Source organism: Psychrobacter sp. PL15, from assembly GCF_035984995.1.
GTDB lineage: Bacteria > Pseudomonadota > Gammaproteobacteria > Pseudomonadales > Moraxellaceae > Psychrobacter.
Window position 1 is genome coordinate 1 of the sequence record NZ_JAXCIB010000006.1, and the last position, 25,881, is coordinate 25,881.

Here is a 25,881-nt window from a genome sequence, read left to right on the forward strand (position 1 = left end):
CCGAACTCAGAAGTGAAACATCATCGCGCCAATGGTAGTGTGGATTCGTCCATGTGAGAGTAGGTCATCGTCAGCTCTCTATTCTAGTAAAGCCCCCTTCGCTAACGCGAAGGGGGTTTTTCTTTGTTTGGCTTTGCAATCAAACTATAATATCAAACACTTCTTAATTGCTGTAGCAGCTACATATATGAATCAGTGCATGATACCGCCTTTATTGCTATATTGTTAACTCGTGATACTATTACTAGATATATAAGATAGTTAATTATTAATACTCAAATTGAGAAATATAGTTTTTTTAAAAATTAGGATGGATTATGAAAGATTTCGTTAACCAACTAGACAAAGAAACTAGGAAGGTTGATTTTGACTCATTTGATATTTCAGTTAAAGAATTGGTCTCGATGACTGATGAAGGGATTATAGATATTGCTCCTGAATATCAGCGTCAGTTCAGGTGGCCTAAAGAAAATCAATCAAGGCTAATAGAATCTGTCTTTTTAGGTATTCCAGTGCCAAGTCTATTTATGGCTGCAAATAAAGATGGATCTTGGGAGCTGATAGACGGTGTTCAGCGATTAAATTCTTTAATTCATTTTGTTGGAAATAAAGACCAACTAAAAAAATTCGGATTTAAAACCTCATTGGTTTTAAGTGGCCTAAATGTCTTAAGTGAATATAATGGTGCTAGTTTTAATGATCTACCACAAACTCTAAAGCTAAAGTTTTCTTTAAGGCCTTTGAAGGTTACTACATTAAGTGATAAAAGTGATTTGAAAGTTCGGTTTGATCTTTTTGAAAGATTAAATACTGGTGGTATTAAATTAACAGATCAAGAGATTAGAGCATGTGTTTTTCGTGGGCATTTTAATGATTTTATTAGTGAACTATCAGAAAATGAATTTTTTAATGCTGTAGTTAACCTTCCAAGTGCAAAAATGAGAGATGGTACAAAGAATGAATTAATACTCAGATTTTTTGCGTATAAGAATGATAGAAATAGATTTGACCATAGTGTTGTTGGTTTCTTAAATGATTATATGGCAGAAGCTTCTAATTCGTTTGATTACAAGAAAAATCGGTCTACATTCGAGAAGACTTTCGAAGCATTAGCACATGAGCTTCCAGATGGAATTAAAAGAGGAAATCGAACAACAACTCCATTTAATCTATTTGAAGCATTAGCGATTGGAGCTGCTGATGCAATAGAAGAAGGTGTAGACATACGAGGTAAAAATGTATCTGTATGGATAGATGACGACGAGCTAACTAAGCTTACTTCTGGTGCAACAAACTCTAGGCCTAGACTAAATGCAAGAATCGATTATTGTTACGACAGGTTTAAGTAACTATGTATCAATCACTTGAATTAGAAATAACAGATAGACTTAATCAGTCGAAAGAATTAATTCGTCATATTTCGAACCTCGAGCTAGACAACCAAAATTTTGAATTGATTAAGATTCAGAAAGGATATCTTTTTGTATCATTATATTCGTCAATCGAATACACGATTACTAGTGTGGTTTCTAGATATTTAGAGATATTAAAACAAGAGCAACTGAAGCCTATGGACTATCAGAGATATCTATTGTGTGCTGTTCTTGATGGGAAGTTTAACGCCTTAGTTGGAAGTGGAAAGAAAAAAATATGGGACAAAAAGAAGGAGTTCTTTGATGCGCTTTTTTCATCTGAACCAGTAGATATAGATGATTCTGTTTTTCCTACAGATGGTATCAATATATCAAATAAGCAGATAGAAGATATATGGGGGATATTTCATCTTGGTGGTCAGCCTGTTCCTGAAGGTATAAATATTTGGGTTTTAAATGAGATTAAAGAACATAGAAATGCTATTGCTCATGGCCGTGAGAAGGCTTCTGATATCGGAGGGCGATACACATTCAGCACACTTAATCAGCGAGTAATAGATATCGAAAGACTTTGTTTTCATATTGTAGCGGGATTCAGAGAAAGTTCTAACACAAAAGCCTATCTTTATACTGGCACTGAATAATGTTAATAAACTGCTTCATACAAGCCTTAGTTGAGCAAGCCTCTATATTTTTCGAAAATCAAAGTTTATCTATTCAAATGAAGTTAAAATGAAAAAGACGTTGTAAAGAGATTAAATTCTTTAAACTCAATAAGGCGACAGCCATCCCTGTTATAAAGGAATGAATATGTATTTTCTAGCTGTCACTAAAAAATAGTTGATGAAAGTGGTCATTATATACGAAAGATATGCCACATTGATGCAACTAACATCGGTGGCGAAAGTTTGATTTCAACTAAAAAATATGTAATATGCTATGAAGTTGAGGTGGATTTCATACGTAACTCCTCTTTCTAAAAATTATTAAGCCTAAGATATCATGTTCTAACTAATGAGCTTAAATAGCATACTATCTATCAGTAGAATAATAAAAACCTTTTAAGAAGCAGTAATTTAACAACAATAACTATCAAAGAGAACCCTATGACAACCTCAAAAGTAACCTACCAACGCAATCTACGCACTACAGCTGTTCATTTGCAATCCAATAACGAAATTATTACTGATGCGCCCGTAGATAATCATGGCAAGGGTGAAGCCTTTTCACCAACCGATTTACTGGCAACCAGTTTAGCCAGCTGTATGCTGACTATCATTGGTATTAAAGCGGCTGATATGGAACTTGATGTTACTGGCACAACTGCTGAAGTGACTAAAGTGATGGCTGCTGACCCAAGACGGGTTAGTGAAGTGCATATTGTAATGACCTTTATGCAGACGCTTGATGATAGAACCCAAAAGATACTTTATAACACCGCGCTCAGTTGTCCTGTCGCTCAAAGTATTCATCCTGACATCACCCAAAGCTTGACCTTTAGCTATGCAGACAGGTTTTAATATGCCAACTAAAACCTTACTTATAGTCGCACACGCACCATCGGTAAATACTAAGAAATTATCGCAAGCGGCTCACGATGGGGCTAACCATCCAGATATAGATATCAAGGTAGTTATCAAGTCTCCACAAGATACTCAGCCTGAAGATGTACTGGCAGCCGATGCGCTACTTTTAGGAACCACTGAAAACCTAGCCTATATGGCTGGACTGACCAAAGACTTCTTTGATCGCTGTTATTATCCAGTACTGGAAAAGAAACAAGGTATGCCTTTTGCTTTATATATTCGTGCGGGCGAAGATGGTACCGGTACCAAACGCGCGATACAGACGATTACGACTGGTTTACGTTGGTCATGGATACAAGAGGCGCTGATCTTACAGGGGGGTTGGCAAGATGAGTTTACGGCACAAGTCGAAGAGCTGGCAATGACCCTTGCTGCTGGCGTAGAGGCAGGTATTTATTAATAGCCTGTTGTTATGGATAAAAATAATCTAGGAAACTTAAGTAATACTGATAATTTAGGTAATAGTGATATGAGCTTATCTGCTGCACCACCGTTTTCTCAAGCTTGTGAGAATAATAAGCATGCAATCTTAGAAGTATTAAAAACAGAGCTGATATCTTTTAAGCATGTACTTGAGATAGGGTCGGGTACTGGCCAACATAGTGTGTACTTTGCGCCGCAGTTGCCAAAGATAACGTGGCAAACCAGCGACCTCGTAGCCAATCATTGGGCTATTAATGCTTGGCACGATGCCCATCCCGCAGCTAATCTCTATGCGCCTCTACCTTTGGATTTGGCGGTTGATCCCTTACCCATCTGCTCTTCTTCTAATCGACCTTATGATGCGGTGTTTACGGCTAACACGCTACACATCATCGAATGGTCTCTAGTCGAAAAACTATTTGAATTGGTGGGTAATGCATTACCTATTGATGGTAAGCTGCTTATTTATGGCCCATTCAATGAGAGTGGACATTATACCAGTGAGGGTAACCATCGTTTTGATGACATGCTACGTCAGCAGAATCCCAGCAGTGGTACTCGTCATAAGGAAGATGTTATAGAGCTAGCGGACCAACATCATTTAGTATTATTTGCTACCTATGCAATGCCAGCCAGTAACCAGCTACTGATTTTTAAAAAACGATAATACTGTTGAGTATTAGAAAATTAGCATCAAAAAAACTCTCTTAACCGATCATGATACGATCTGAATTAAGGGAGTTTTTTATTTGAGTTTGCTTATGTTGTTGTTTTTTTCGATGCAACTACTTATATTCCTCTGCTAAAAAATCCATATAACGCTTCCACGAGCGTTTGTCTGCTCGAGCATCATATCTATCGCTATCGAACACAGTGAAGGCGTGTTTTGCACCACTATAAGTAACCATCTCATGTGGTACGTTCGAAGCTTCTAACGTTTTACCGAGTGTGGCAAAGTCTGCTAACGGAACTGATTCATCAGCTGAACCGTGAAAGACAAGTATTTCTCCAACTGTCTTATCATAGTTTTGACCGACTGGAATATCGAGTCCACCATGAAAAGGCACAAATGCTTTTTGCGGGAATCCTGATCGTGCCAACTCGAGAGCAACGGTGCCACCAAAACAGTATCCCATAGTCACACCTTGGCGCACATCATTGCCTTGTTTCTGACCTACGTTCAACGCTCCTTCGAGTAATTTGCGCATTTTCACCCGATCGTCATATAACGCTGAAGTGAGACGTTTCTTGTCTTCAATAGTAGTAGGACGGATGCCCAGTCCAAACATATCCGCAGCCAAAACATTGTAACCTTGGTTTGCTAACATATCGGCACGCTGACGCTCATAATCCGTTAAGCCATCCCAATCGTGAATAAGTAAGATAAAAGGTGCATTAGGCTGGTCAGCTTTTGCGTAATAGCCTTGATAAGTCTGGTTATCTACCGCATAGGTAATGTTTTTGGTAGTGATGGCTGCGGCAGTTTGGCTAACAGCCAATGCCATGAAACTCATTGAGGTTGCAAGAAGTAATGAGCGGAAAGAGATGGTGGGCGAGTGAGCAGAATTTGACAACATAGGCAGTCTCATTATTTAAGGTGAAGAATAAAAATAGTTAGCCAAACAATACTTCTACTATATTTCTACTATCGCTTGGCATTAGTGTTTATCACTAATTTACAGCCTTCTATATCAAGGGTATTACAAGAAGATTATAAGAATGGCTTCTTGATAGTAGCATGTGATCAAAAAAACATAAGATTTATTTGTTGGATGCAAACGTTAACCAAATATAAATAAGGGTCTTCATGTGTAAATTGGGCTTTACGGGTAATATTATTTGCTGATATGACTGCAAGTTCTCTATGATTTTTGCTTAGTGCTAAGCTAATGACCCATCTAAAGGCTAACAACAGTGGTTTTTAAAAACTAACAATAGCCATTAGCATCAACATTAGCAATTAATGCTTGGCAATAAAATAAAACAGTCCGTTAAATATTTATAAGTAGCCTGGTCTAATGCATGAGTATTAACAGGGCGATTATTGAACTATGGACACAACCGTTCACTCAAAACAGCGCACACTTAAACTATCAGCGTTATACTAACGGCAACGAGCTTCAACCAGTGGTTAATCACGAAGCCTAACCAAACATGAAGCCTAACCAAAATAGTAATTTATAACGACGTAAAGGCTATTAATGAATTTATGTGAGATTGTACGTATAGAGGGGTATGTTCAAAGCTCTTATCTAGCGATATATCCTGACAAGCTGTTATTATTAGATGGCTGTTGCCGCCCTGATGTGCCGGTAGTACTGGACTATATTCTGAAAACCTTGGGTCGACCAGTCAGTGATTTAAAAGTGGTATTAGTATCCCATATGCATCCCGATCATGCAGGTGGAGCAATTAAACTTAGAAAACAGACCGGTTGTCTTATCGTGTCTGCGGATAAACCGCAGCAGTGGTACAAAGGTATCGGCGGTCGGTTGATGCATTTGGCAGATATGGGCATGGCTCATTTCGCGGCCAAGCGTATGGGGCGCGTGTTTGAAATTCTATGGTATCCACCACATCTTCATGCTGATATTACCGTACAGGATGGTGATAGTGTACCCAAGTTTGCTGATTGGCAAATATTAGAAACTCCCGGACATACCGATCGAGACTTATCGTTTTTTCATTTGCCAAGCCGCCAAGTTTATACTGGTGATTTGATCATTAAGCTCAAGCGAAAATTTGTGGCTCCGTTTCCGGTTTATGATCCTAAAGTTTATATTCGTTCTTTACAAAAAATCAAAGACTTAAACCCTTCAAACGTCATGATGGCTCATGGGCGCAGCCTTCCAATTGATGCAGCGACTTTTGACCTACTCATTACCCAAGCTCCTGAGCATCCGCGTACGGTAAAAGACACTATTCGCCATAAGCTGCTAGGGGGTCAGGGTATTGATTCCTACTCTCAAAATTTGTCTAAGAAAGGTTAGGATGGACATAAAAAATTGAGTGAACCGACCATAGAGTTGCTATATTATAAAGCTACTATGTTGTCAGGCTGTCTCAACGTAGCACCTGTATAATTTTTAGTTGGTAGTTGGCACATGATTAGCAGCTTAGCTTTATAATTGATTCATGATAGACTATAGTCAATGAAACGTAGTATCGATACATAACCTACTGCTGGCATAAGTTTTTCTTGCTTGCTGTGCCTATACAGACAGAGGCTGCAAACATCTTATACCAGCAGTACCGTCGCGTTTTTAAGGTATTTTAACTATATTTTTATTCTTTATTAATGATTCGAGTATGAAAAGTTACTCAAGAATAGCAAGCAAAAAAAAGCCCAGTCATATTAATGACTGGGCTTTTAGAATATGGTGGGCCGTCCGCGATTCGAACGCGGGACCAATTGATTAAAAGTCAACTGCTCTACCAACTGAGCTAACGGCCCTTGAGAGCGTATAAAAAAAGCACTGCTTTTTTAGCTCTGCAAGTCAAAATCCTTTAAATAGGATTTTGTTAGAACTAAACATCTTAAAGATGTCTTTAAACAATCTTACTACGCTAATGCCGAGTAGGGCAATATACATAATAAGTATCTAGCTAAAAATGGTGGGCCGTCCGCGATTCGAACGCGGGACCAATTGATTAAAAGTCAACTGCTCTACCAACTGAGCTAACGGCCCTGAGCGAGGATAAAATGAAGTACTACTTCATCCGAGCGCAAGTGAATTTACATTTTCGTAAATTCTGTGGAAACTAAAAATTGCATGCAATTTTAGCTTCGCAAGTCAAAATCCTTCAAATAGGATTTTGTTAGAACGTTGCAATCAAATAAGCTATCTACTTGAGCGCAAGTGAACTTACATGTTAATAAGTTCCCTACATCTACAAGCTTAACACTCTATTAAAACAGACAATAAGCTTGGTTCACTGTTTAAATGATTTGTATCTCTAAACGTGAGAGCACATTATATATATTATTGTGATAATTACAACCCCGCAGCTTGAAATAAGTGTAATTGGTGCTAAAAACAGCCGCTTTAATAAGATATTACTTGTCGTCTATATTCTGAAATTTTTAAGTTATTATCAAAAATCTAGCATGTTGCTGTTAATCTCTAGAAAGGGCCTCAACAGGATCAAGTTTGGCCGCGTTGCGAGCGGGTAAGAAGCCAAAAATCACCCCAATGAGCGTTGAACAGACAAAGGCGGCAATAATTGATGTTGACGAGTAGATAACTTTAAAGCTATCACCACCAACACGGTTGATTAATTCACCAATTGTAAATGCCAAACCGATGCCGAGCAGGCCTCCTAAAATACAGACCAATATAGCTTCAATCAAAAATTGCTGCATAATATCACTTTGGCGTGCACCTACGGCCATGCGCACCCCAATCTCATTAGTGCGTTCGGTGACTGATACCAGCATGATATTCATGACCCCGATACCGCCGACTATTAAGGAAATAATCGCAATAGATGAAATCAGTAGGGTAAGCGCCGTAGTAGTAGATTCTATGGTCTGGCGAATGGAGTCGGAGTTGCGAATACGAAAGTCATCCGTACCGTGGCGACTTTCTATCAGTCTAGCAATAGCAGTCTCAGCAGCAGAGGAAGAAATATCATTATCAATCAGTGCCACGAAGCTTTCGATATAAGCACTGCCTATGAGCCGTGACATCATAGTGGTGTAAGGCATATATAGGGTTGGTGAGTCTACACCACCGCCAAACCCGCTATCATTAGGCGCTAATACCCCAATCACTCGTCCTGGTACACTGCCTATCAGCAATACTTCACCGATGGGGTTGGCATTATCAGGGAAAAAGGTTCGTTTGGCGCTACTATCAATAATAATATCTTGAGTACGGCGTAAGATGCTTTGTTCATCAAAGCCTTGACCTTCAGCTAGCGTCTCGCCCGTTACGTCCAGATAGTCCTTACCGACTCCCTTGACGCTTGCTACCTCTTGCACATTGCGGTAGCGCACATCAATATTATTATTAATCTGTGGACTGACACTGATGACATAGGGTTGATCGGCCACTGCTTGAGCATCTTGCGGGGTCAGATTGTCATCGTTATATTGGCGTCTAGGGTCGCCATATGGGTAGCCGTCAGAGAGGGTAATGGTGTTAGTACCTAGGGAGCTAATACTGGTCAAGATTTGCGCTTGTGAGCCTTTGCCCAGTCCCACGACAGATACTACTGAGGCAATACCGATGATAATACCTAGCATGGTCAGTAGGGTGCGCATTTTGTGAGCGCGCATGGCCAGTAAGGACATTTTAAAGGCTTCGAATAAGCGGTCGACAAAGCTGCCAAAAGCGCTTTTACGATGGCGATCCAAAATTGCTTCAGGCTGCGCTTGCGTTTGCTGATAGTGCTCGTTTTTATAGTCGGCAATAATAATGCCGTCTTTAATCTCAATCACTCGCTCAGCTTGAGCCGCTAAAAGAGGATCATGAGTAACCATAATAATAGTGTGGCCTTGCACATTTAAGTCTTGCAAAATCTTCATCACATCGTCGCCAGACTTACTGTCAAGCGCACCAGTCGGCTCATCGGCTAAGATGATGTCGCCACCATTCATCAATGCCCGCGCGATAGAGACCCGCTGCTGCTGTCCACCAGACAGCTGGCTTGGACGGTTATTGACCTTGTCTGCCAATCCCAAGCCTGATAGCAGCTGTTCGGCACGTTGGTTGCGTGCTTGGCCATCCATGCCAGCATATACTGCTGGTACCGCCACGTTATCACGAGCGCTAATATCACCCAGTAGATGATAACGCTGAAAAATAAAGCCAAAGTGTTCACGGCGTAGCTTGGCCAGCTCGTCAGCCTCTAAGCGGCTGACCGGTTGACCAAATATTTTATAGCTGCCAGCAGTCGCTTGATCCAAACAGCCTAGAATATTCATTAAGGTAGACTTACCAGAGCCTGACTGGCCAATGATAGCGACCATTTCACCGTGGTTAATGGTTAGATTGATGTCATCTAGCACACGAATAGTCTGCTCGCCTGCTTTAAACTCTTTAATCAGCCCTTTGACCTGCATTAATGGGACGTTAATCACATCAATTACATCAGTCTTGGTGTTAGAGATAGGATCTTGGTTGGTCATCTTTCCTGCTACCTATATCAATCAATATCAAAGATCACCTGCTACTACGAAACGCTCACTGGGTCATTTTTTACCCTATACAGTTAAATATTACTGCTTAGGGGTGACCGCTAAAACCGCCCTTTGCCATCTTCCGCCGGACCTTCTTCGCTTAGTATCACTTCATCGCCTTTATTTAAACCACTTATGATTTCAGCGCTAACGCGATTGTTTATCCCGACGGTTACAAGTTGATCCACGACCTCGCCATCTGCTTTAAGCACACGCACTTTAGCCATGGTTTCGCCTGAATCTGGGTCATTAGCAACAGTCGTATTATCAGTATTATTAGATTTCTTAGCATCATCCGCAGGTTGTAAGGCAGCGGAAGGAATCAATAAGGCATTTTTGGCTTGATTGATCACGATGTAAACTTGAGCGGTCATATCAATACGAAAGCGACGCTCAGTATTGGGCACTTCAATATAGCCCACATAGTAAATAGCGGCATCGGTTGAGCTAGTGTCACTAATACGCTCAGGGGCCGGTTCAATCGCTTCAAGTATCGCGTCATACTTTTTATCAGGATTGCCAATAATATTGAAATAAACGGGTAGCCCTGCCTTAACGTTGATAACGTCTGCTTCAGAAATTTGGGCGTTGATGCGTACAACTGACAAATCCGCTAAGGTGACAATGGTAGGCGCGGTCTGGTTGGCATTAACGGTTGTTCCTTGTTCGGTAGTGATCGAGACCACTGTACCGGACATTGGCGCGCGAATGGTGGTGTAGCTGAGGTCTTCTTGGGCAGTATCGACGTTGGTCTGTGATTTGCGCAAAGCAGCCTGCTGGCTATTGATATTAGCCGCTGTGGTGGCGATCGCCGCCTTAGCAGTATCGATAGCAGCGCGCGCATTGGCAACCGCGGCTTTGGCGGTATCAATACGAGTGGCTTGAGTGTCGTACTCCTGCTGTGAGATCGCATCGATAGCGACTAATGATTGCAAGCGCGAGAAATCAGATTGAGCTTGTTTTAGCTCAGACTGGCGGCTGGCAAGATCAGCAAAAGCACTTTTTAAGCCGGCTTCTCGACTTAAGGTTTCTGCGCGAGCGCTTTGCAGAGCCGCTTCACTTTGGTCAAGGCTGGCTTGTTGATTGCTTAAGTTATTCTTTTGGGTGACTTGATCAATCTGTGCGATTAAGTCACCTTTTTGTACTTGGTCGCCCACTTCAACAAATAGCCGTTTGACCTCACCAGATACCTGCGCGCCGACGTCAACAGTATTTAGGGCCTTGACTTTACCGGATGCCATCACGTTATTTTCGATATCGCCAATCTCAACCAGCGCTGTGAGATAGTTAGGCTGGATTTCTTTGGGCTTAAAGGTTTTATAGGCCAAAGCCGCTAATCCTAAGACGATTAAGGCTATGATGCCCCACTTAATAGCAGACTTTTTGCTGATTTTGCGCATGATGACAATCCAATTACAATTAAATCAAATATAGGTGTAGTAAAGGCGCCATCCCCAAAAAGGAATGGTAATTAATTTACGAAAGGTCAAGGTAGAAAGAGGCTGGAAGCGGTTTGCTAGGCTGCTAATAAACTCAGTCTAATAAGTGGCGTAGGGATGGCTGAGATTAAAGAATACCAAAAATAAGCAACCGCCAGCCATATTTATTTAGCCACAAATAAACGTTTTCCTGATAACTCTAACGCCGCTTGCAACAACAGTTCCCATGCTGGTTGGCGCACAATACCTTTAATGGCTTGGTCACAGTGATAAATAAGCTTAGGCCACTGGGCCGTTTGTATTTTTGACTGCCGACGACAAGCTTGCTGATATAGCCCTTGTTTGCTACGCCAAATTCCTAACGCTTGCGGGTCTTGACCATCGAGTAAGGCCATAATCTGACGCATATCCTTGCTAATCGCCCACAGCACTAAGGTTGTTGGTTCATCGGAGGCTCTGAGCTGAAATATAATCTTCGCGACTTGTGCACTATTACCCGCTAACATCGCATCGGACAAATCAAACACACTAAACTGCGCGTCGCTGACCAGTGCTGCCTGTAAATCAGTAATATCGAGCGCGACACTTTTGGACGTTGCCGTAGAAGTGCCGCTCCTGTCACTGGCGTCACTGATGTCACTGCCGCTTGCGACTAGCTTGGGCGCAAACAGGTAGGACAATCGCCATAAGGTCTGATAGGCACTCAACAAGTAATGCTCGGTATGTGACATCAATAGTTGCCACGCTTCTTGTGACAATCGTAGTCCGAACTGTTGTGCTTGAATCTGGAGCAGTTGCTGTCGCTGCTGCTCATTGTACAAGTTACAATCAATGACGTGCCCGTATTGCGCAAAAGGAGCAAACCATTTGCTGCTTTGGGCACGGCGGTCTTGCTTGGACGTCAACCATAATAAGCTATGACCATGCGCCCCCGTTTGGGCTTCTTGTGCAAAGCGCTCCAGCTCAGTAATAACGGCTTTATCCGGTTTATGGTTACCCGTCACAATTAAGGCGCTGGCATCATCGAATAATGACAAGCTACCCAGCTCAGACAAGACCTCTTGCCAGCTCTTCACTGATATTAGCTCGATACGCTTGATCGCATAGTTTTGCGCGCGCCAATGTGGACGCAGTACATCAACGAGCCACTGATGTAACAGCGGTTCATCACCATGTGCCAGCCATAAGCCTGCTACTGCAACTGGTGGTTGCAATAGCTTTGGATAGGCTTGAATAAAAGTATCTTGCATAAATGTTGTACTACAAAGTAGATAAGTTCATTAAGAGTCAGGCGCGATAATTGTTGTCACTTCTGCTGCAGTTGCAGGGTTTTTGATAAGGGTTGACGACTGATTGGCACTAGCAGGGGCAACCTTGGGTAGGCTGAGCGCGACATATTGATCGGTAATACGGCGTGCTAAGCTTTCATACAGCCAGTCACGAGTCTGGTCGCCTTGTTGGTCATCAGTACTGACCGAGGCTTCGTTATACTGATAGCTGCGCTCAATTTGAATAGGATTGGTCAAGGTGACAGGTTGGCCGTTTTGCACCGTCTGATAACTGACATCCGCTGACAAGGCCAGTCGAATTTCTGTTAGAACACCAACTAATTCATAACGCTTAAAACGCACGTTATTGACCGTAATAATAGCAATTTGCTCCGCATTGGTATTGTTTGCGCTGTTGTTGACAGTAGGGTTGCTGGTATTTTCTAGCAGCGTCATACTGTCGACCACATCGACTCCCAATGCTTCTAGGCGCCGTGTTAAAGGTAACTTTAGTGGAAATGAGGTGCGATTGTCTTCAATAATAACCGCGGTCTTCGCGACATCAAAGCGCAAGGGGGTATCGTAACCACGTAGCTGAAAGCCACAGCCGGTCAAGATGCTAGTCGTACCCAGTACCGCAATCATTGGCACTACAGCGAGTACCGCTACAGCTATCTTTTGTGCAGGATGTTTTTTGACCCTCTGCTTTTGGGCGGCTGATGATAACTGCGTAGCTCGGTGTTTGTACGACATAATCGCTATCCTTATTTTTTATCAAAAGGCTTAAGGTGCTTAGCCTATCACCACAATGTTGACCAATTTATTGGGAACGACAATCTCTTTTTTAATCTCGCCAGTGATAAACTTAGCCACACTATCAATAGCACGTGCTTGCGCTTTAAGCTGTTCAGGATCGCCATTGGGCGCGACATCCATCTTGCCGCGTACCTTACCGTTGACTTGCACCACCATGGTGACTGTATCTTGCACTAAAGCACTCGCATCAACAGTGGGATAGCTTAGGGTCTTGGTATCGAGACCTAATTGCTCTAATAAATGCTCACCAACGTGCGGCGCATAGACTGACAGTATAATCAGCAAATCAATCAATGCTTCATGCTGGACTTGTAGGTCTTGCTCGTTACTGGCCTTGAAGCTTCCCAGATCGTTAGCAAGCTCCATTAGGCTAGATACTGGAGTATTAAGTGCCAAACGACCACCAAGGTCACCATCAATCTTGGCTATAGTTTCATGAGTTTTACGGCGCAAATCTTTGGCTGCTTTGCCCAAGCCTTCATTAGTTAGCGTCTGGCTGCTCAAAGCGTCTTGATTAAGGGTGTTTTTATTAAGGGTATCAAGATCCAAGTTTGCTGCCGTCAGTGCTTGCATATGTTCATTAGCAATACGCCAGACCTTTTTAACAAAGTTATAAGGGCCTTTTAGGGCGTCATCTGACCATTCAAGGGTCTGATCGGCTGGGGCGGTAAACAGGGTGTAAAGGCGTACAGTGTCCGCACCATATTGGTCAATGGTGGTTTGTGGATCAACTCCGTTGTTTTTCGACTTAGACATTTTTTCGATTTTGCCAATCGTGACTGGCTGTCCATCCGCTTTCAGGATGGCGGTTATCGGATGTCCACGCTCGTTATAGTCGATATCGACATCATGCGGGAAGTAATACGTGGTGCTGCCGTCAGCATTAACGCGGTAGAAAGTGCCAGCCAGCACCATGCCTTGAGTCATTAAATTAGCAAATGGCTCATCTCCTGATACTAGGTTTTCATCACGCATTAGCTTGTGGAAAAAACGAGCGTAGAGTAGATGCATGACTGCATGTTCAACGCCGCCCACGTACTGGTCAACGGGCAGCCATTTATTAGCAGCCGATTTATTGACCATGTTCAGAGCATCTTTCGGGCTGGCAAAGCGCGCATAGTACCAACTCGACTCGACAAAGGTGTCAAAGGTGTCGGTTTCGCGCTCAGCAGGATTACCACATTTAGGACAGCTGGTATTGACAAATTCTGGAATATTTTTAAGGGGGTTACCACGACCATCGGGCACCACGTTAGTCGGCAACACTACCGGTAAGTCTTGTTCTTCAACGGGAACCGTACCGCAGTGCTCACAGTTGACCATGGGGATAGGGCAGCCCCAATAACGCTGACGCGAGACCCCCCAGTCGCGAAGGCGGTATTGAATCTTCTTATTGGCCAGCGCTTGCGGCTCAAGGTTATCTAGCATAGCCTCAAAAGCTTGCTCAAAGTTCATACCGTCAAACTCGCCAGAATTCACTAAGGTATTACGTTCGGTATAAGCACGATTATCGTCGTCCGCGGCGACATCGTCAAAATAACCGTCAGGCATAGCAATGACTTGCTTAATAGGCAAGTCATATTTGACAGCAAACTCATAATCGCGTTCATCATGGGCTGGCACCGCCATCACTGCGCCTGAGCCATAGCTCATTAACACATAATTGGCGACCCAGACTGGTACTTGCTCGCCAGTCAATGGATGGGTGACCGTCAAACCGGTATCCATACCAATTTTTTCAGCTTTGGCCAGATCTGCTTCAGCGACCGAGCCTTTTTTGCAAAGCGCGCAGAATTCAGCAATGACGTCACTGTGTTCAGCGGCATATTGTGCTAACGGATGCTCAGCAGCAACAGCGACATAGGTAACACCCATTAAGGTATCAGGACGGGTGGTAAATACATCTAAGGTATTGTCTTGGCCAGCGAGGTTATAAGGGAAATGCACTTCCATACCGGCACTACGACCAATCCAATTACGCTGCATGGTCAGCACTTCAGCCGGCCAATGACCCTCTAACTGATCCAAATCATCAAGTAGCTCATCGGCATAATCAGTGATTTTAAAGTAATACATTGGAATATCGCGCTTTTCGACTGCCGCACCACTACGCCAGCCCTTACCATCAATAACTTGCTCGTTTGCGAGTACCGTGTTGTCAACTGGGTCCCAATTGACGGTAGCCAGCTTCTTGTAGACCATGCCTTTTTTATATAATTGCAAGAAAAGCCACTGTTCCCATTGGTAGTATTCAGGGCTACAGGTCGCAAATTCACGTGACCAATCCACTGACAAACCGAGTAGTTTAAGCTGAGCACGCATGTTATCGATATTGGCAAACGTCCATTCGGCAGGTGGTGTTTGATTGGCAATAGCCGCATTTTCAGCTGGCAAGCCAAACGCATCCCAGCCCATTGGCTGCATGACTTCAAAGCCTTTAAGACGGTAGTAACGGCTTAATACATCGGAGATGGTGTAGTTACGCACGTGGCCCATGTGCAGCTTACCGCTTGGATAAGGAAACATAGAGAGCATGTAGCGACTTGGCTTATCACTGGGCTCATCGCTCACTTCAAAGCGCTTGTCTGTCGCCCACTTGGCTTGCTGCTGCGCTTCAATGATCTGCGGCTGATAGTGGCTGTTGTTGATAAGTGTGTCACTGGCTAGGTCATTAGCGCTATTAGTATTTGATGGGTCTGCTGTCACGGCGTTGCTCATAATTGGCTCAAAATTGAAAGTTAGCATTAAAAAAGTAGCGGAATTTGGATAAGGTAGAATAGCTTAAATTAGCAAAAATTGCGATGGGCCAAGGCGACAATAGGGCAATAATAGACCATTACTGATACTATTTGTGGTTTGTACAGGGTATCGGTATGCTTGAATGACCATATAGTCAATGAAACGTAATATTGATACATAACCTACTGCTGGCATAAATTTTTCTCGCTTGCTGTGCCTATGCAGACAGGGGTTGCAAAAATCTTATACCAGCGGTACCGTCGCGTTTTTAAGGTATTTTAACGATAGATAAATACTCGAAATTTATCATCTAAAAGTACTCAATAACAGTATTGAATAACAAGGTTGAATAACCAGGAGCAACAATGACCATTACTATTTACGGCATTAAATCATGTAGCACTATGAAAAAAGCATTTATCAAGCTTGAGGAGCTGGGCGTCAACTATGATTTTCACGATTATAAAAAACGCGGTATCGATCAAGATAGCGTACAGCGCTGGGTCGACTTGTTAGGACTAGACCAAGTGCTTAATAAGCGCGGAACCACCTGGCGCAACTTAAGCGACGAGCAAAAAGCGGCAGCAGATGCAAACGATGCAGATGCAATTGAATTATTACTGGCCAATACCAGTATGCTTAAACGTCCTATTGTAGAAGGCCAGCTCGAGAGTAAAAACCAAGCTCGGTCAGTATTGTTATGCGGTTTTGATGCAGCAGACTATGAAGCCAATCTTTTATAAAGTCGTTGTTTCTTAGATGGTGATAGCTATCAAAACAGTCGCACAATAGCAGCAATCAAATTAATTAACCCCGAGCTTAGAACACCCTAAGCTCGGGTTTAATTATTGCTAAGATAAAATACACCAGACTGGCCAGCCAAATAAGCAACACATACATGCGAACTTGCTCGGCAGTTATAAGCTGTGAATGATGAAGGTAAGACACCACAGCACCAAAGTCATCATCTATTCCTAGCTTGACGACCCTAGCTTGACGACCCTAGGTCACGACTGATTAGCGTGCCCACCCCTTCATTAGTAAATATTTCTAACAAGGTAGCATGTGGGACGCGACCATCAACAATAACCGCGCTTTTTACGCCACTACGAACCGCATTAAGGGCACATTGTATCTTTGGAATCATACCGCCAGAAATAGTACCATCTTCAATTAAAGTATCTACAGTTTTCGGGGTCAAGCCAGTTACTACTTGACCGTCGCGTCCTAACACCCCTTTAATATTGGTCAGCAGCATCAGCTTTTCAGCTTGTAAAAATTCAGCAACTTTACCCGCGACCAAGTCTGCATTGATATTATAAGTATTGCCTTCGCTATCGACCCCAAGTGGGGCAATAACGGGGATAAAATTAGAGGCAATAAGCATATTAATCACGTCCTTATTGACGCTGACCACATCACCAACAAATCCCAAGTCTACCGGTACCGCAATACCATCTTCGCCAATTTTTTCCATCATTAATTTTTTGGCAATAATCAAGTTGGCATCTTTACCGGTCAAACCAATGGCGCTACCACCATGTTTGTTAATTAGGCTGACAATGGATTTATTGACACTGCCGCCCAGTACCATCTCGACAATATCCATGGTGCTTTTGTCGGTCACCCGCATACCATCAATCCGTTCAGACTGGCGGCCGAGCTCTTTTAATAAATTATCAACCTGTGGACCACCACCATGTACCACTACTGGATGCATACCAACGGTTTTTAACAACACAATATCGCGGGCAAATGAGCTTTCAAGCGCTGGATCAGTCATGGCATTACCACCATATTTGACCACAATCAGCTTGTCTACAAAGCGTTGAATATAGGGTAGCGCTGTGGTTAACACTTCAGCGGTAATTTTGGCATCATCAAAATTAAGCGACATCGTAAACTCCTAAAATACGGTTTTAAAACTCACGTTCGATCTATAGATATAGGTCAGACGCGGTAAAAAGATTATGTTTAAAGGTTATCGTTATAGGAACGTTATTTAAGAATAGGAACTTTATTTAAGAATAGGAATGTTATTTAAGAAAGTATTACTTTTGAGTTATGAGCTAATTATTATCGTGGTAGCTGGCTATAACCACTCATAACGACCGCCACTTATAGGCAAACTTGCTTATGACTAAAGTTATTCAGGGTAAATGGCTGCAATTTGCTCCGCTAAATTTTTATCGAATGGGCGGCATAACGCTATAAAACGTCTTTGAACGTCTTTAAGATCAGCATTGCTGTCACCGGCCAAGCGCACCGTAAGGCTATTGCTAGTATTGGATTGACGCAATACGCCAAAGCCATGAGCAAAGTCTAACCGAACTCCATCAATACAGGTTAAGCGCGTTCCTGCTGGCAACAACTGCTTGGCCTGTACTAAGCTCAATTGTAGCTTACTATCAACACAAGTACACAGCGACGGTACATCTGCAGGGATAGGTGTCTTACCATAGGAATCGGACACTGATGAGTCTTCAACCAGCTGCTGTAAATAGTGACAAAAGGCATCTAATTGCTGCACGATTGAGCATTCTGTCAGCGCTGTGCTGGGTAGCGGTAAGTAGTGGTCGGCGGTACTCACCATCATAGGTAAATATTGGGTAATATCAGTCAGCTTATAAGGCGTGATGGTCGGTCTGAGCTCGCCCCATGAGTCATTGATTATTGGCAAGGCATCATTAGGAATAGTAGCGGTACGGACCAACCAGTGTAGCAACCGCAACCCGGCATACATGGCGTCATCATAAACTATAAAATAACCATCATTAAAAATAAAATGACCCGATAACTCGCCGGCGAATACAAAATGATTGCGATAAGCTTGTAGCTGTTGCCGCATTAGGCTACTGCCCGTTCTACTCATCACAGGTATTGCACCCAGCTGGGTAAGCAGCTTCGATAAGTGATGGGAGCATTTGATATCAAAGAGAACCTTCGGCGCTGAAATTGACTCTTTTAATGCTTGGGGCCGTTCAGTCAGGGCCACTTGCGCTAATAAATACAGTAGGTGGTCGGGCGTGACCACTTTACCGCTGTTATCGACAATCATCAGCCGATCGCCATCGCCATCAAAGGCCAGACCAATATCTGCCTCATTAATGATAACGACCTGCTGTAGCTCCGCCAGACGATTGGGTTCGGTGGGATCAGGATTGCCGGTTGGGAAATTGCCGTCAGGCATATCATTAAGCATGATCACCTGTCGACAAAATCGCTCAAATAAACGCTGGGCAATATTGCTAGTCGCGCCATGCATACAATCAATGACCACTGTTAAATCGAGTTTAGATAAGGGAATACACTGATTTTCGGTTGTGGTGTTGCTATGCTGATCAATACGAGTAAATACTTGCGTGATGGCATTGATATAAGTCGTCGCTACTTGCATAGCAGGCAAGCGGGTAGTAGGGCCATTATCGTTAGCTATGACATTTGAATTTAACAGGGTGTTTTGATTGTGCGGTACTTTTTTAGGATGGTTGACGCTTTGTAGATGGTGCTGTTTTTGCGACGGGGGCTGTTTTTGATTATTAGTACCCTGCAGTTGCTGATACAGGGCCTGAATATCCTCACTACTAGAAGAGGCGTTGCCTACCAGCCACTTTATCCCTAGCGTGTCTTTCGCAGAATGGCTGGCGGTGACCATAATGCCATGGCCGTCATATTGATCAGCCCAAAATGCCATCATCGGGGTGGTAACAAGACCTAAACCAATAACCGTCAAGCCACGTTGCCGCAAGGTATTTGCTAGCCATTGAGCAATAGTGTCACTACCGTAGCGCACATCGTAGCCGATGACCACGATATTGGTACTATTTTCATTGATAGTCTTAGGGTCATGCACTTGCTCATTATGCTGAGCGACACTGTTGTTTTTTATAGATTGATTCTGCGAATTATAAAGTTGAGCGAAAGCCTCACCTAATGCCTGCACAAACTCAGAGGTAAAGTGCTGCCGTGCACCGCGAATATCGTAAGCACGAAATAAGGAGTGTTGGGCGGAAAAAGATGGCATCGCTTTAATATCCTTATTATCGTATCCATGAGTAGTGAAAAAACAGGTGTTACTGTAAACATTACAACGTTATTGGCTAATTTTATTCGCTCTATTGGCTAAAGTTATTGGCGACCTGAATGTCCAAAACCGCCTGCCCCACGTGCACTTTCATCATCAAACTCAGTCACGACTTCAAATTCAGGACGGGCAACGGGCACGACAATATACTGCGCCATACGTTCGGCAGGATTGAGGACAAAATCTTCATTACTGCGATTCCAAATGCTAACCATGAGCTCACCCTGATAATCGGCATCAATGAGTCCCACTAAGTTACCGAGCACAATGCCATGCTTATGACCGAGGCCTGAGCGCGGCAAAATCATCCCAGCATAATTGGGGTTTTGAATATAAACGGCCAATCCTGTGCCTATTAAATGTGTCGACCCTGCCTTAATAGTTAAGGGCTCATCAATACAAGCGCGCAAGTCGATACCTGCTGAACCATCAGTGGCACGAGTAGGTAGAGAAAATGCTGGATCTTGAGTGATTTTAGGGTTTAGGACTTTGACTTGTACCGCTTGCATAACACGCTCACTTAATAATTTGACTGTTTTATAAAAAATCTGAATAGATTGCTTTTAGCAATATACTGGCATGACAAGGGTAACCCTAACACTTTATAAGCGGCGGTTATTAAATTTAAACGATTAATGACAATTTTAACTTTTAAAGATAAAAACTAGAGTAATAAAATGCTCGCTAACCCCAAAAACGACATAAAGCCGACAATATCAGTCACTGTGGTCAGAATCACTGAGGCGGACAATGCCGGGTCAATATCCATATTCTTTAATACTATGGGAATAGTAATGCCCGATACATTAGCAGCGGTCATGTTAATGGCAATCGCACAGCCAATTACCGCGCTAATTCTAACATCCTGAAACCACATTTGGGCAATAATCGCCATGATAAAGGCCCAGATAATACCGTTTATCGCGCCAACCCACAGCTCTTTATTGAACAACCACCAGCGGTTTGAACCCCCAATTTGCCCCATTGCCATACCGCGAATAACCACGGTCAATGTTTGCGAGCCAGCAATACCGCCCATACTGGCCACTACTGGCATTAGTATGGCTAGTGCCACCACTTTTGCGAGTACCGCTTCGAACTGACCAATCACTGCTGCTGCTAAAAGTGCGGTACATAAGTTAATACCGAGCCAAATACTACGGCTTTTGGCGCTGGTTAGAATAGGCGCAAACAACTCTTCATCTTGACTGACACCAGCCAAGCTTTTCATGGTGCTATCGACATCGTCTTGGATAATCTCCATGATGTCTTCGCCATTTAACTGACCAACCAGCTCGCCATGGCTATTAATTACTGGTGCAAAACGAATGTCTTCTGAACGAAAAATTGCTGCCGCATCTTGGATATCCAAGCGATCGTTGATAGTCACCGCATTATCTATAAAGCTTGAGACTAGCGCGCTTTGCTCATGTTTGATCAAATCCACTAGGCTAAGTAGCCCGAGTAACTGCTGGCTTTGATCGACCACTAATAGCTCTTGGCTTTGATCATCGAGCAATTCAATATTAGCGCGTAGCCAGTCTTGTACCTGCGCCAAGCTAATATCATCTTGCACTTGGACGATATCAGGATCCATATAGCTGCCGACTTCCCAATCTTTATAGGTATCAAGCTTATTAACTTGTATACGAACATCTTCATCTAAAGTCGCCATTACCGAGGTACGAACTGTTTCGGTAACGGTCTCTAAAATCTCTGAGATGTCCTGCGCATCAAGATCTTGAGTAAGTAATGAAATCTCTTTTGAGGAAATGTTCTGCATTAGCGGCTGGCGCGTATCAAATTCCAGCTCAGCGAGTACTTCGCCCTTAAGGTTTTCGGGTACTTGTGCCCAAATCAGCAGTCGATCTTGGGTGGGGAATGATTCTAATAAGTTAGCAATTTCGTACTCTGACTGCTTAGCCAAAAAATCCGTAATAGCAACATAGGCGTCATCAGCGACCAGTTCCTGCAAATACAGTAGCTTATATTCAGCACTATATTCTAGCGAATTATAGTCTGCCCGCGGTTTGAATGGGTGTTTAGAGCTGGGCGTAGAAGCAGGCATGAGTGTTCCATCAATATTAAAAAAATATAAAACGAGATAAGGTTGAAAAATAAATGAATAGTCACCTGATGCTATTCATTGAGACCTTATAGTCAGTTCGAAATAAAAGAGAGTCGTTCATATCAAAGTGCTACTGGTATAACTTTTTCTTGCTTGCTGTTCGCAAGCGTGACAGAGGCTGCAAAAAATTTATACCAGCAGTACCGTCGCGTTGCACTTGGTGTGTTAATCTATGGATATTTTAGTACACAAGCTAGCGTTTACCCAATAACGCCCGAATATTGGCCAAGTACTCATCAGCGACTGCTTCTGGATCTTTAGTGGCTTTTTTCTTTTTAGCTTTGGCGGGCCAGTCGATATGGTCTTCGGGCAACTCGTCTAAAAAGCGCGATTCAGAGGTGACTCGCATTTGTCCACCGGCACGGCGTTGGGTGGCAAGTGTTAAGGTCAGTTCACGGCGTGCACGAGTAATGCCCACGTACATGAGTCGGCGCTCTTCTTCGACCGTTTCACTCATAATGGAGTTACGATGCGGCAGCATTTCTTCTTCTAAGCCCATAATATAGACGTAATTAAATTCTAAGCCCTTTGCCGCATGCAGGGTCATTAAATTGACTTTATTGGTATTCTCATCTTCTTGCTGCTGCTCTAACATATCGAGCAATACTAGCTTGCGGATGATGGTATCAATAGTACGGTCTTCGTCATTTTCCGCGCGGTTGATCAGCGATTGAATACTGGTATATAGCACCTCGATATTATCGAGACGGTTCTTTTCTTGCTGCGGGGTTTTGGCTTCTGAGCGCACCACATCGACGTAACCAGTTTCATCAATCATCTGCCGTACAATAGGCACGGGGTCCGGATGCTGATCTAGGTCGCGGGTATAATGTTCAATAAAATCGCCGAACTCTTTTAAGGTACTATAGGCCTTAGAGGGTAATACATGACTGAGACCGGCATGGGTACAAGAGGCCAGTAACGAGATACTGTGCTCTTGGGAGAATAACCCAAGCTTCTCTAGGGTTGCAGGTCCCATACCGCGCTTGGGGGTATTAATAATCCGCAAAAAGGCACTGTCATCTTCTGGGTTTAGAATCAGACGCAGATAGCCCATGATGTCTTTGATTTCACTGCGGGCAAAAAACGACTGACCACCCGATATCTTATAAGGTATTTGCAATTGGCGTAACTGCGCTTCTAACATCCGCGCTTGAAAGTTACTGCGATACAACACCGCGTAATCTTCCCACTCATTACCGAAACGTAGCTTGTGAGTGGCAATTTCTTTGGCCACGCGCTCAGATTCATCGTCATCATTACGACAATTGATAATACGGATTTTTTCGCCATGACCTTTATCTGACCACAGTTTTTTCTCAAATAAATGCTCATTATTAGTAATAACCGCGTTGGCAGCGGTCAAGATGCGACTGGTCGAGCGGTAGTTTTGCTCAAGCATCACGATTTTTAATTTAGGAAAATCTTCTTTTAGTAGCGCCATATTTTCAGGTTTGGCCCCGCGCCACGCATAGATAGATTGGTCATCATCGCCCACTACTGTAAAGCGCCCTAGTGGCCCCACTAGATATTTAATCATCTCATACTGAGCGGTATTGGTATCTTGATACTCATCGACTAGTAGGTAGCGGATACGGTTTTGCCATTTGTCTCGCAGCTGGGTATTGTCGCGTAATATTTTGGTCGGTAAGACAATCAGGTCATCAAAATCAACGGCATTATAAGCGCGCAAATTACGTTCGTAGAGGGCATATAACGTCGCAAAAATCATATCTTCGGGATCGTCTAAGGTCTCAGCCGCATGTGCGGGGTCAATCAAATCGTTTTTCCAGTCGGAGATAAACTTCATCGCTTTGCCGACCAACTCGCGACTTTCAGCGCCACTTAAGTTGTCGCGCATCATTAATTCCATGAGTAGGCGCTTGCTGTCCTCGCCATCCATAATGGAGAAGTTACCCTTCAGCGGAGTGTGAATCAGCTCATAACGCAAAAACTGTAAACCAAATTGATGAAAGGTCGATACCGTCAAGCCGCGAGTCTTATCGCTGGGCATTAATTTGCTGACTCGGGCCTTCATTTCCCGAGCTGCTTTATTAGTAAAGGTCACTGCGGTAATACGCTCCGCTGGCACGTTGCACTCTTCGATAAGGTGGGCAATCTTACGGGTGATGACCGAAGTTTTACCAGAGCCTGCACCTGCTAACACCAGTAGTGGGCCAGACACGTAGAGCATGGCTTCTTGTTGTTTGGGATTAAGTTGACTCTGACTCATAGCGTGACCTTTGGGACAAATGGTTCAAAAGTAAAAAAGAGGGTAGCCGCGGAATTAACCCGTTAAAGCCCCAGAAAAATGGTTGGGCAAGCGACAGAATAAAGGCAGTAAAATGTAGCGGTTAGCGTAAACATACGCTTAAAATTAGGTAGGCTATTATAAAGCAAAAACCGTACGTTTTGGCGGGAGATGGCAGATAGATATAGTCAATAAAAAGTACTATCGATACCTAACCTACTGCTGGCATACGTTTTTCTTGCTCGCTGTGCCTACGCAGACAGAGGCTGCAAAAAGCTTATACCAGCAGTACCGTCGCGTTTTTAAGGTATTTTAACGATAGTGTGGTTAAAAAAGTGCTAAGAATAAAAAGAAGAGAAAAACAGAATCGCGCCAACTGATCTAAATCAATGGGCGCGAAAATAAGCGTTGTAGCTAATTGTTTCAACTAAATTTTTTAATTCAGTAGACTGGCTTTAAGCATTATTTAACTGGCGTGCTGCTTCTAACGCAAAATAAGTCAAGATGCCATCAGCACCGGCGCGGCGAAAGCCAATCAGCGATTCTAAAATCACTGCATCACTTAACCAACCGTTTTGAATCGCCGCCATATGCATGGCGTATTCCCCAGAGACCTGATACGCAAAAGTCGGTACGCCAAAGGTGTTTTTAACTTCACGAATGAGGTCCAAGTAGGGCTGACCTGGTTTAATCATCACCATATCAGCACCTTCGTTGATGTCCATCGCGACTTCATGTAAGGCTTCGGCACGATTACCATAATCCATCTGGTATTGTTTCTTATGACCCCCTTTTAGGTTGCCGGCACTACCGACTGCATCACGGAAAGGACCATAATAAGCTGAAGCATATTTAGCCGAGTAGGCCATGATAGCGGTATTGAAAAAGCCTTCTGATTCCAAAGCGTCACGCATGGCTTTGATACGCCCGTCCATCATATCGCTGGGTGAGATGATATCGGCACCAGCGCGGGCATGTACCAACACTTGCTTGACCAGCACCTCAACAGTTTCGTCATTTACCACATAACCTTCGTCATCAAGCAAACCATCTTGACCGTGTGAGGTATAAGGGTCTAATGCCACATCAGTCATTACTACCATTTCAGGTATGGCATCTTTGACGGCTTTTACCGCACGGGCACTCAGACCATTTTCATCATAGGCTGTACGACCATCGGCTGTTTTTAGCGCATTATCAATGACTGGAAAGATATCGATGGTGGTCACACCCTCGGCTAGTAATTCTTTCGCGTACTTGATCAGTAAATCAATCGATAGGCGCTCAACCCCTGGCATACTAGCAATTGCTTCGCGTTGATTTTCGCCTTCTAAAACAAATACCGGTGCAATAAAATGCTTGGGATGCAGTTCAACCTCACGAATCATCGCTCGTACATTGTCGTTATAACGCAAACGACGTAGGCGAGTAGCAGGGAATTGGCGATTAAAAGTATAAGTCATTATTATTCCTTATTAGGTTGTGAACTAAATATAAATCTATGACAAGGTCAGACATTACTTGCTGTGCCTACGCAGACAGAGGCTGCAAAAAGCTGATAGCAGCAGTACCGTCGCGTTTTTAAGGTAT

At 43.3% G+C, this 25,881-nt stretch carries 20 protein-coding genes and 2 tRNA genes; 8 read left to right on the forward strand and 14 right to left on the reverse strand.

Annotation, left to right across the window (positions count from 1 at the left end):
- Positions 1 to 317 precede the first annotated feature (317 nt).
- From RCH20_RS06615 to RCH20_RS06635, 5 genes are all read left to right on the forward strand, one after another.
- Entirely contained in the window at positions 318 to 1,349 is a 1,032-nt protein-coding gene (locus tag RCH20_RS06615) for a DUF262 domain-containing protein (protein WP_327193016.1), read from the forward strand.
- Between the two features lie 2 nt (positions 1,350 to 1,351).
- Entirely contained in the window at positions 1,352 to 2,017 is a 666-nt protein-coding gene (locus RCH20_RS06620) for an MAE_28990/MAE_18760 family HEPN-like nuclease (protein WP_327193017.1), read from the forward strand.
- 462 nt (positions 2,018 to 2,479) lie between these two features.
- Positions 2,480 to 2,893: an OsmC family protein gene (locus RCH20_RS06625; RefSeq protein ID WP_327193018.1), complete on the forward strand. Its 414-nt coding sequence runs from the start codon at positions 2,480 to 2,482 to the stop codon at positions 2,891 to 2,893.
- Position 2,894: 1 nt separating this feature from the next.
- Complete coding sequence (locus RCH20_RS06630; protein ID WP_327193019.1) at positions 2,895 to 3,359, forward strand: flavodoxin family protein; 465 nt, start codon at positions 2,895 to 2,897, stop codon at positions 3,357 to 3,359.
- 12 nt (positions 3,360 to 3,371) lie between these two features.
- Positions 3,372 to 4,049 carry a DUF938 domain-containing protein gene (locus RCH20_RS06635; protein WP_327193020.1) on the forward strand — a complete coding sequence of 226 codons (678 nt, stop codon included), beginning with the start codon at positions 3,372 to 3,374 and terminating at the stop codon, positions 4,047 to 4,049.
- Between the two features lie 118 nt (positions 4,050 to 4,167).
- Here RCH20_RS06635 and RCH20_RS06640 read toward each other — a convergent pair whose 3' ends face one another.
- Positions 4,168 to 4,959, reverse strand: coding sequence for a dienelactone hydrolase family protein (locus RCH20_RS06640; RefSeq protein ID WP_327193021.1), 792 nt, complete (start codon positions 4,957 to 4,959; stop codon positions 4,168 to 4,170).
- 445 nt (positions 4,960 to 5,404) lie between these two features.
- Between RCH20_RS06640 and RCH20_RS06645 the strand changes: the two genes are divergently transcribed.
- Both RCH20_RS06645 and RCH20_RS06650 read left to right on the forward strand, forming a co-directional pair.
- Positions 5,405 to 5,530 (forward strand): hypothetical protein, encoded by a 126-nt coding sequence (locus RCH20_RS06645; protein ID WP_327193022.1) that lies wholly within the window; start codon positions 5,405 to 5,407, stop codon positions 5,528 to 5,530.
- 53 nt (positions 5,531 to 5,583) lie between these two features.
- The gene (locus RCH20_RS06650) at positions 5,584 to 6,372 is read left to right on the forward strand and encodes an MBL fold metallo-hydrolase (protein ID WP_327193023.1); all 789 of its coding nucleotides are present in this window, start codon (positions 5,584 to 5,586) and stop codon (positions 6,370 to 6,372) included.
- Positions 6,373 to 6,760: 388 nt separating this feature from the next.
- Here the strand turns inward: RCH20_RS06650 and RCH20_RS06655 are convergent.
- The 7 genes from RCH20_RS06655 to leuS all read right to left on the reverse strand — a co-directional run bounded on the left by RCH20_RS06655 (position 6,761) and on the right by leuS (position 15,807).
- A tRNA-Lys gene (locus RCH20_RS06655) sits at positions 6,761 to 6,836 on the reverse strand.
- A gap of 159 nt (positions 6,837 to 6,995) precedes the next feature.
- A tRNA-Lys gene (locus tag RCH20_RS06660) sits at positions 6,996 to 7,071 on the reverse strand.
- A 428-nt stretch (positions 7,072 to 7,499) separates the two neighbouring features.
- Entirely contained in the window at positions 7,500 to 9,515 is a 2,016-nt protein-coding gene (locus RCH20_RS06665; RefSeq protein ID WP_327193024.1) for a MacB family efflux pump subunit, read from the reverse strand.
- Positions 9,516 to 9,625: 110 nt separating this feature from the next.
- Positions 9,626 to 10,966, reverse strand: coding sequence for an efflux RND transporter periplasmic adaptor subunit (locus RCH20_RS06670; RefSeq protein ID WP_327193025.1), 1,341 nt, complete (start codon positions 10,964 to 10,966; stop codon positions 9,626 to 9,628).
- A 203-nt stretch (positions 10,967 to 11,169) separates the two neighbouring features.
- A complete protein-coding gene (holA, locus tag RCH20_RS06675) occupies positions 11,170 to 12,255 on the reverse strand; it encodes a DNA polymerase III subunit delta (RefSeq protein WP_327193026.1) in 1,086 nt (361 codons plus the stop codon).
- A 30-nt stretch (positions 12,256 to 12,285) separates the two neighbouring features.
- On the reverse strand, positions 12,286 to 13,026 hold the full coding sequence (locus RCH20_RS06680; RefSeq protein WP_327193027.1) for an LPS-assembly lipoprotein LptE: 741 nt from the start codon (positions 13,024 to 13,026) through the stop codon (positions 12,286 to 12,288).
- Positions 13,027 to 13,065: 39 nt separating this feature from the next.
- The gene (gene leuS / locus RCH20_RS06685; protein WP_327193028.1) at positions 13,066 to 15,807 is read right to left on the reverse strand and encodes a leucine--tRNA ligase; all 2,742 of its coding nucleotides are present in this window, start codon (positions 15,805 to 15,807) and stop codon (positions 13,066 to 13,068) included.
- A 386-nt stretch (positions 15,808 to 16,193) separates the two neighbouring features.
- Between leuS and RCH20_RS06690 the strand changes: the two genes are divergently transcribed.
- Positions 16,194 to 16,571 (forward strand): Spx/MgsR family RNA polymerase-binding regulatory protein, encoded by a 378-nt coding sequence (locus RCH20_RS06690; protein WP_209958457.1) that lies wholly within the window; start codon positions 16,194 to 16,196, stop codon positions 16,569 to 16,571.
- A 245-nt stretch (positions 16,572 to 16,816) separates the two neighbouring features.
- Here RCH20_RS06690 and argB read toward each other — a convergent pair whose 3' ends face one another.
- From argB to hemB, 6 genes are all read right to left on the reverse strand, one after another.
- Positions 16,817 to 17,725: an acetylglutamate kinase gene (gene argB, locus RCH20_RS06695; protein WP_209958453.1), complete on the reverse strand. Its 909-nt coding sequence runs from the start codon at positions 17,723 to 17,725 to the stop codon at positions 16,817 to 16,819.
- A 249-nt stretch (positions 17,726 to 17,974) separates the two neighbouring features.
- The gene (locus RCH20_RS06700; protein ID WP_209958451.1) at positions 17,975 to 19,852 is read right to left on the reverse strand and encodes a phosphomannomutase; all 1,878 of its coding nucleotides are present in this window, start codon (positions 19,850 to 19,852) and stop codon (positions 17,975 to 17,977) included.
- 104 nt (positions 19,853 to 19,956) lie between these two features.
- The gene (gene dut, locus RCH20_RS06705; RefSeq protein ID WP_209958449.1) at positions 19,957 to 20,421 is read right to left on the reverse strand and encodes a dUTP diphosphatase; all 465 of its coding nucleotides are present in this window, start codon (positions 20,419 to 20,421) and stop codon (positions 19,957 to 19,959) included.
- 155 nt (positions 20,422 to 20,576) lie between these two features.
- Positions 20,577 to 21,980 carry a magnesium transporter gene (gene mgtE, locus RCH20_RS06710; RefSeq protein WP_327193029.1) on the reverse strand — a complete coding sequence of 468 codons (1,404 nt, stop codon included), beginning with the start codon at positions 21,978 to 21,980 and terminating at the stop codon, positions 20,577 to 20,579.
- 253 nt (positions 21,981 to 22,233) lie between these two features.
- Positions 22,234 to 24,273 carry a UvrD-helicase domain-containing protein gene (locus RCH20_RS06715; RefSeq protein WP_209958444.1) on the reverse strand — a complete coding sequence of 680 codons (2,040 nt, stop codon included), beginning with the start codon at positions 24,271 to 24,273 and terminating at the stop codon, positions 22,234 to 22,236.
- A 473-nt stretch (positions 24,274 to 24,746) separates the two neighbouring features.
- Entirely contained in the window at positions 24,747 to 25,754 is a 1,008-nt protein-coding gene (hemB, locus tag RCH20_RS06720; protein ID WP_209958441.1) for a porphobilinogen synthase, read from the reverse strand.
- Between the last annotated feature and the right edge of the window lie 127 nt (positions 25,755 to 25,881).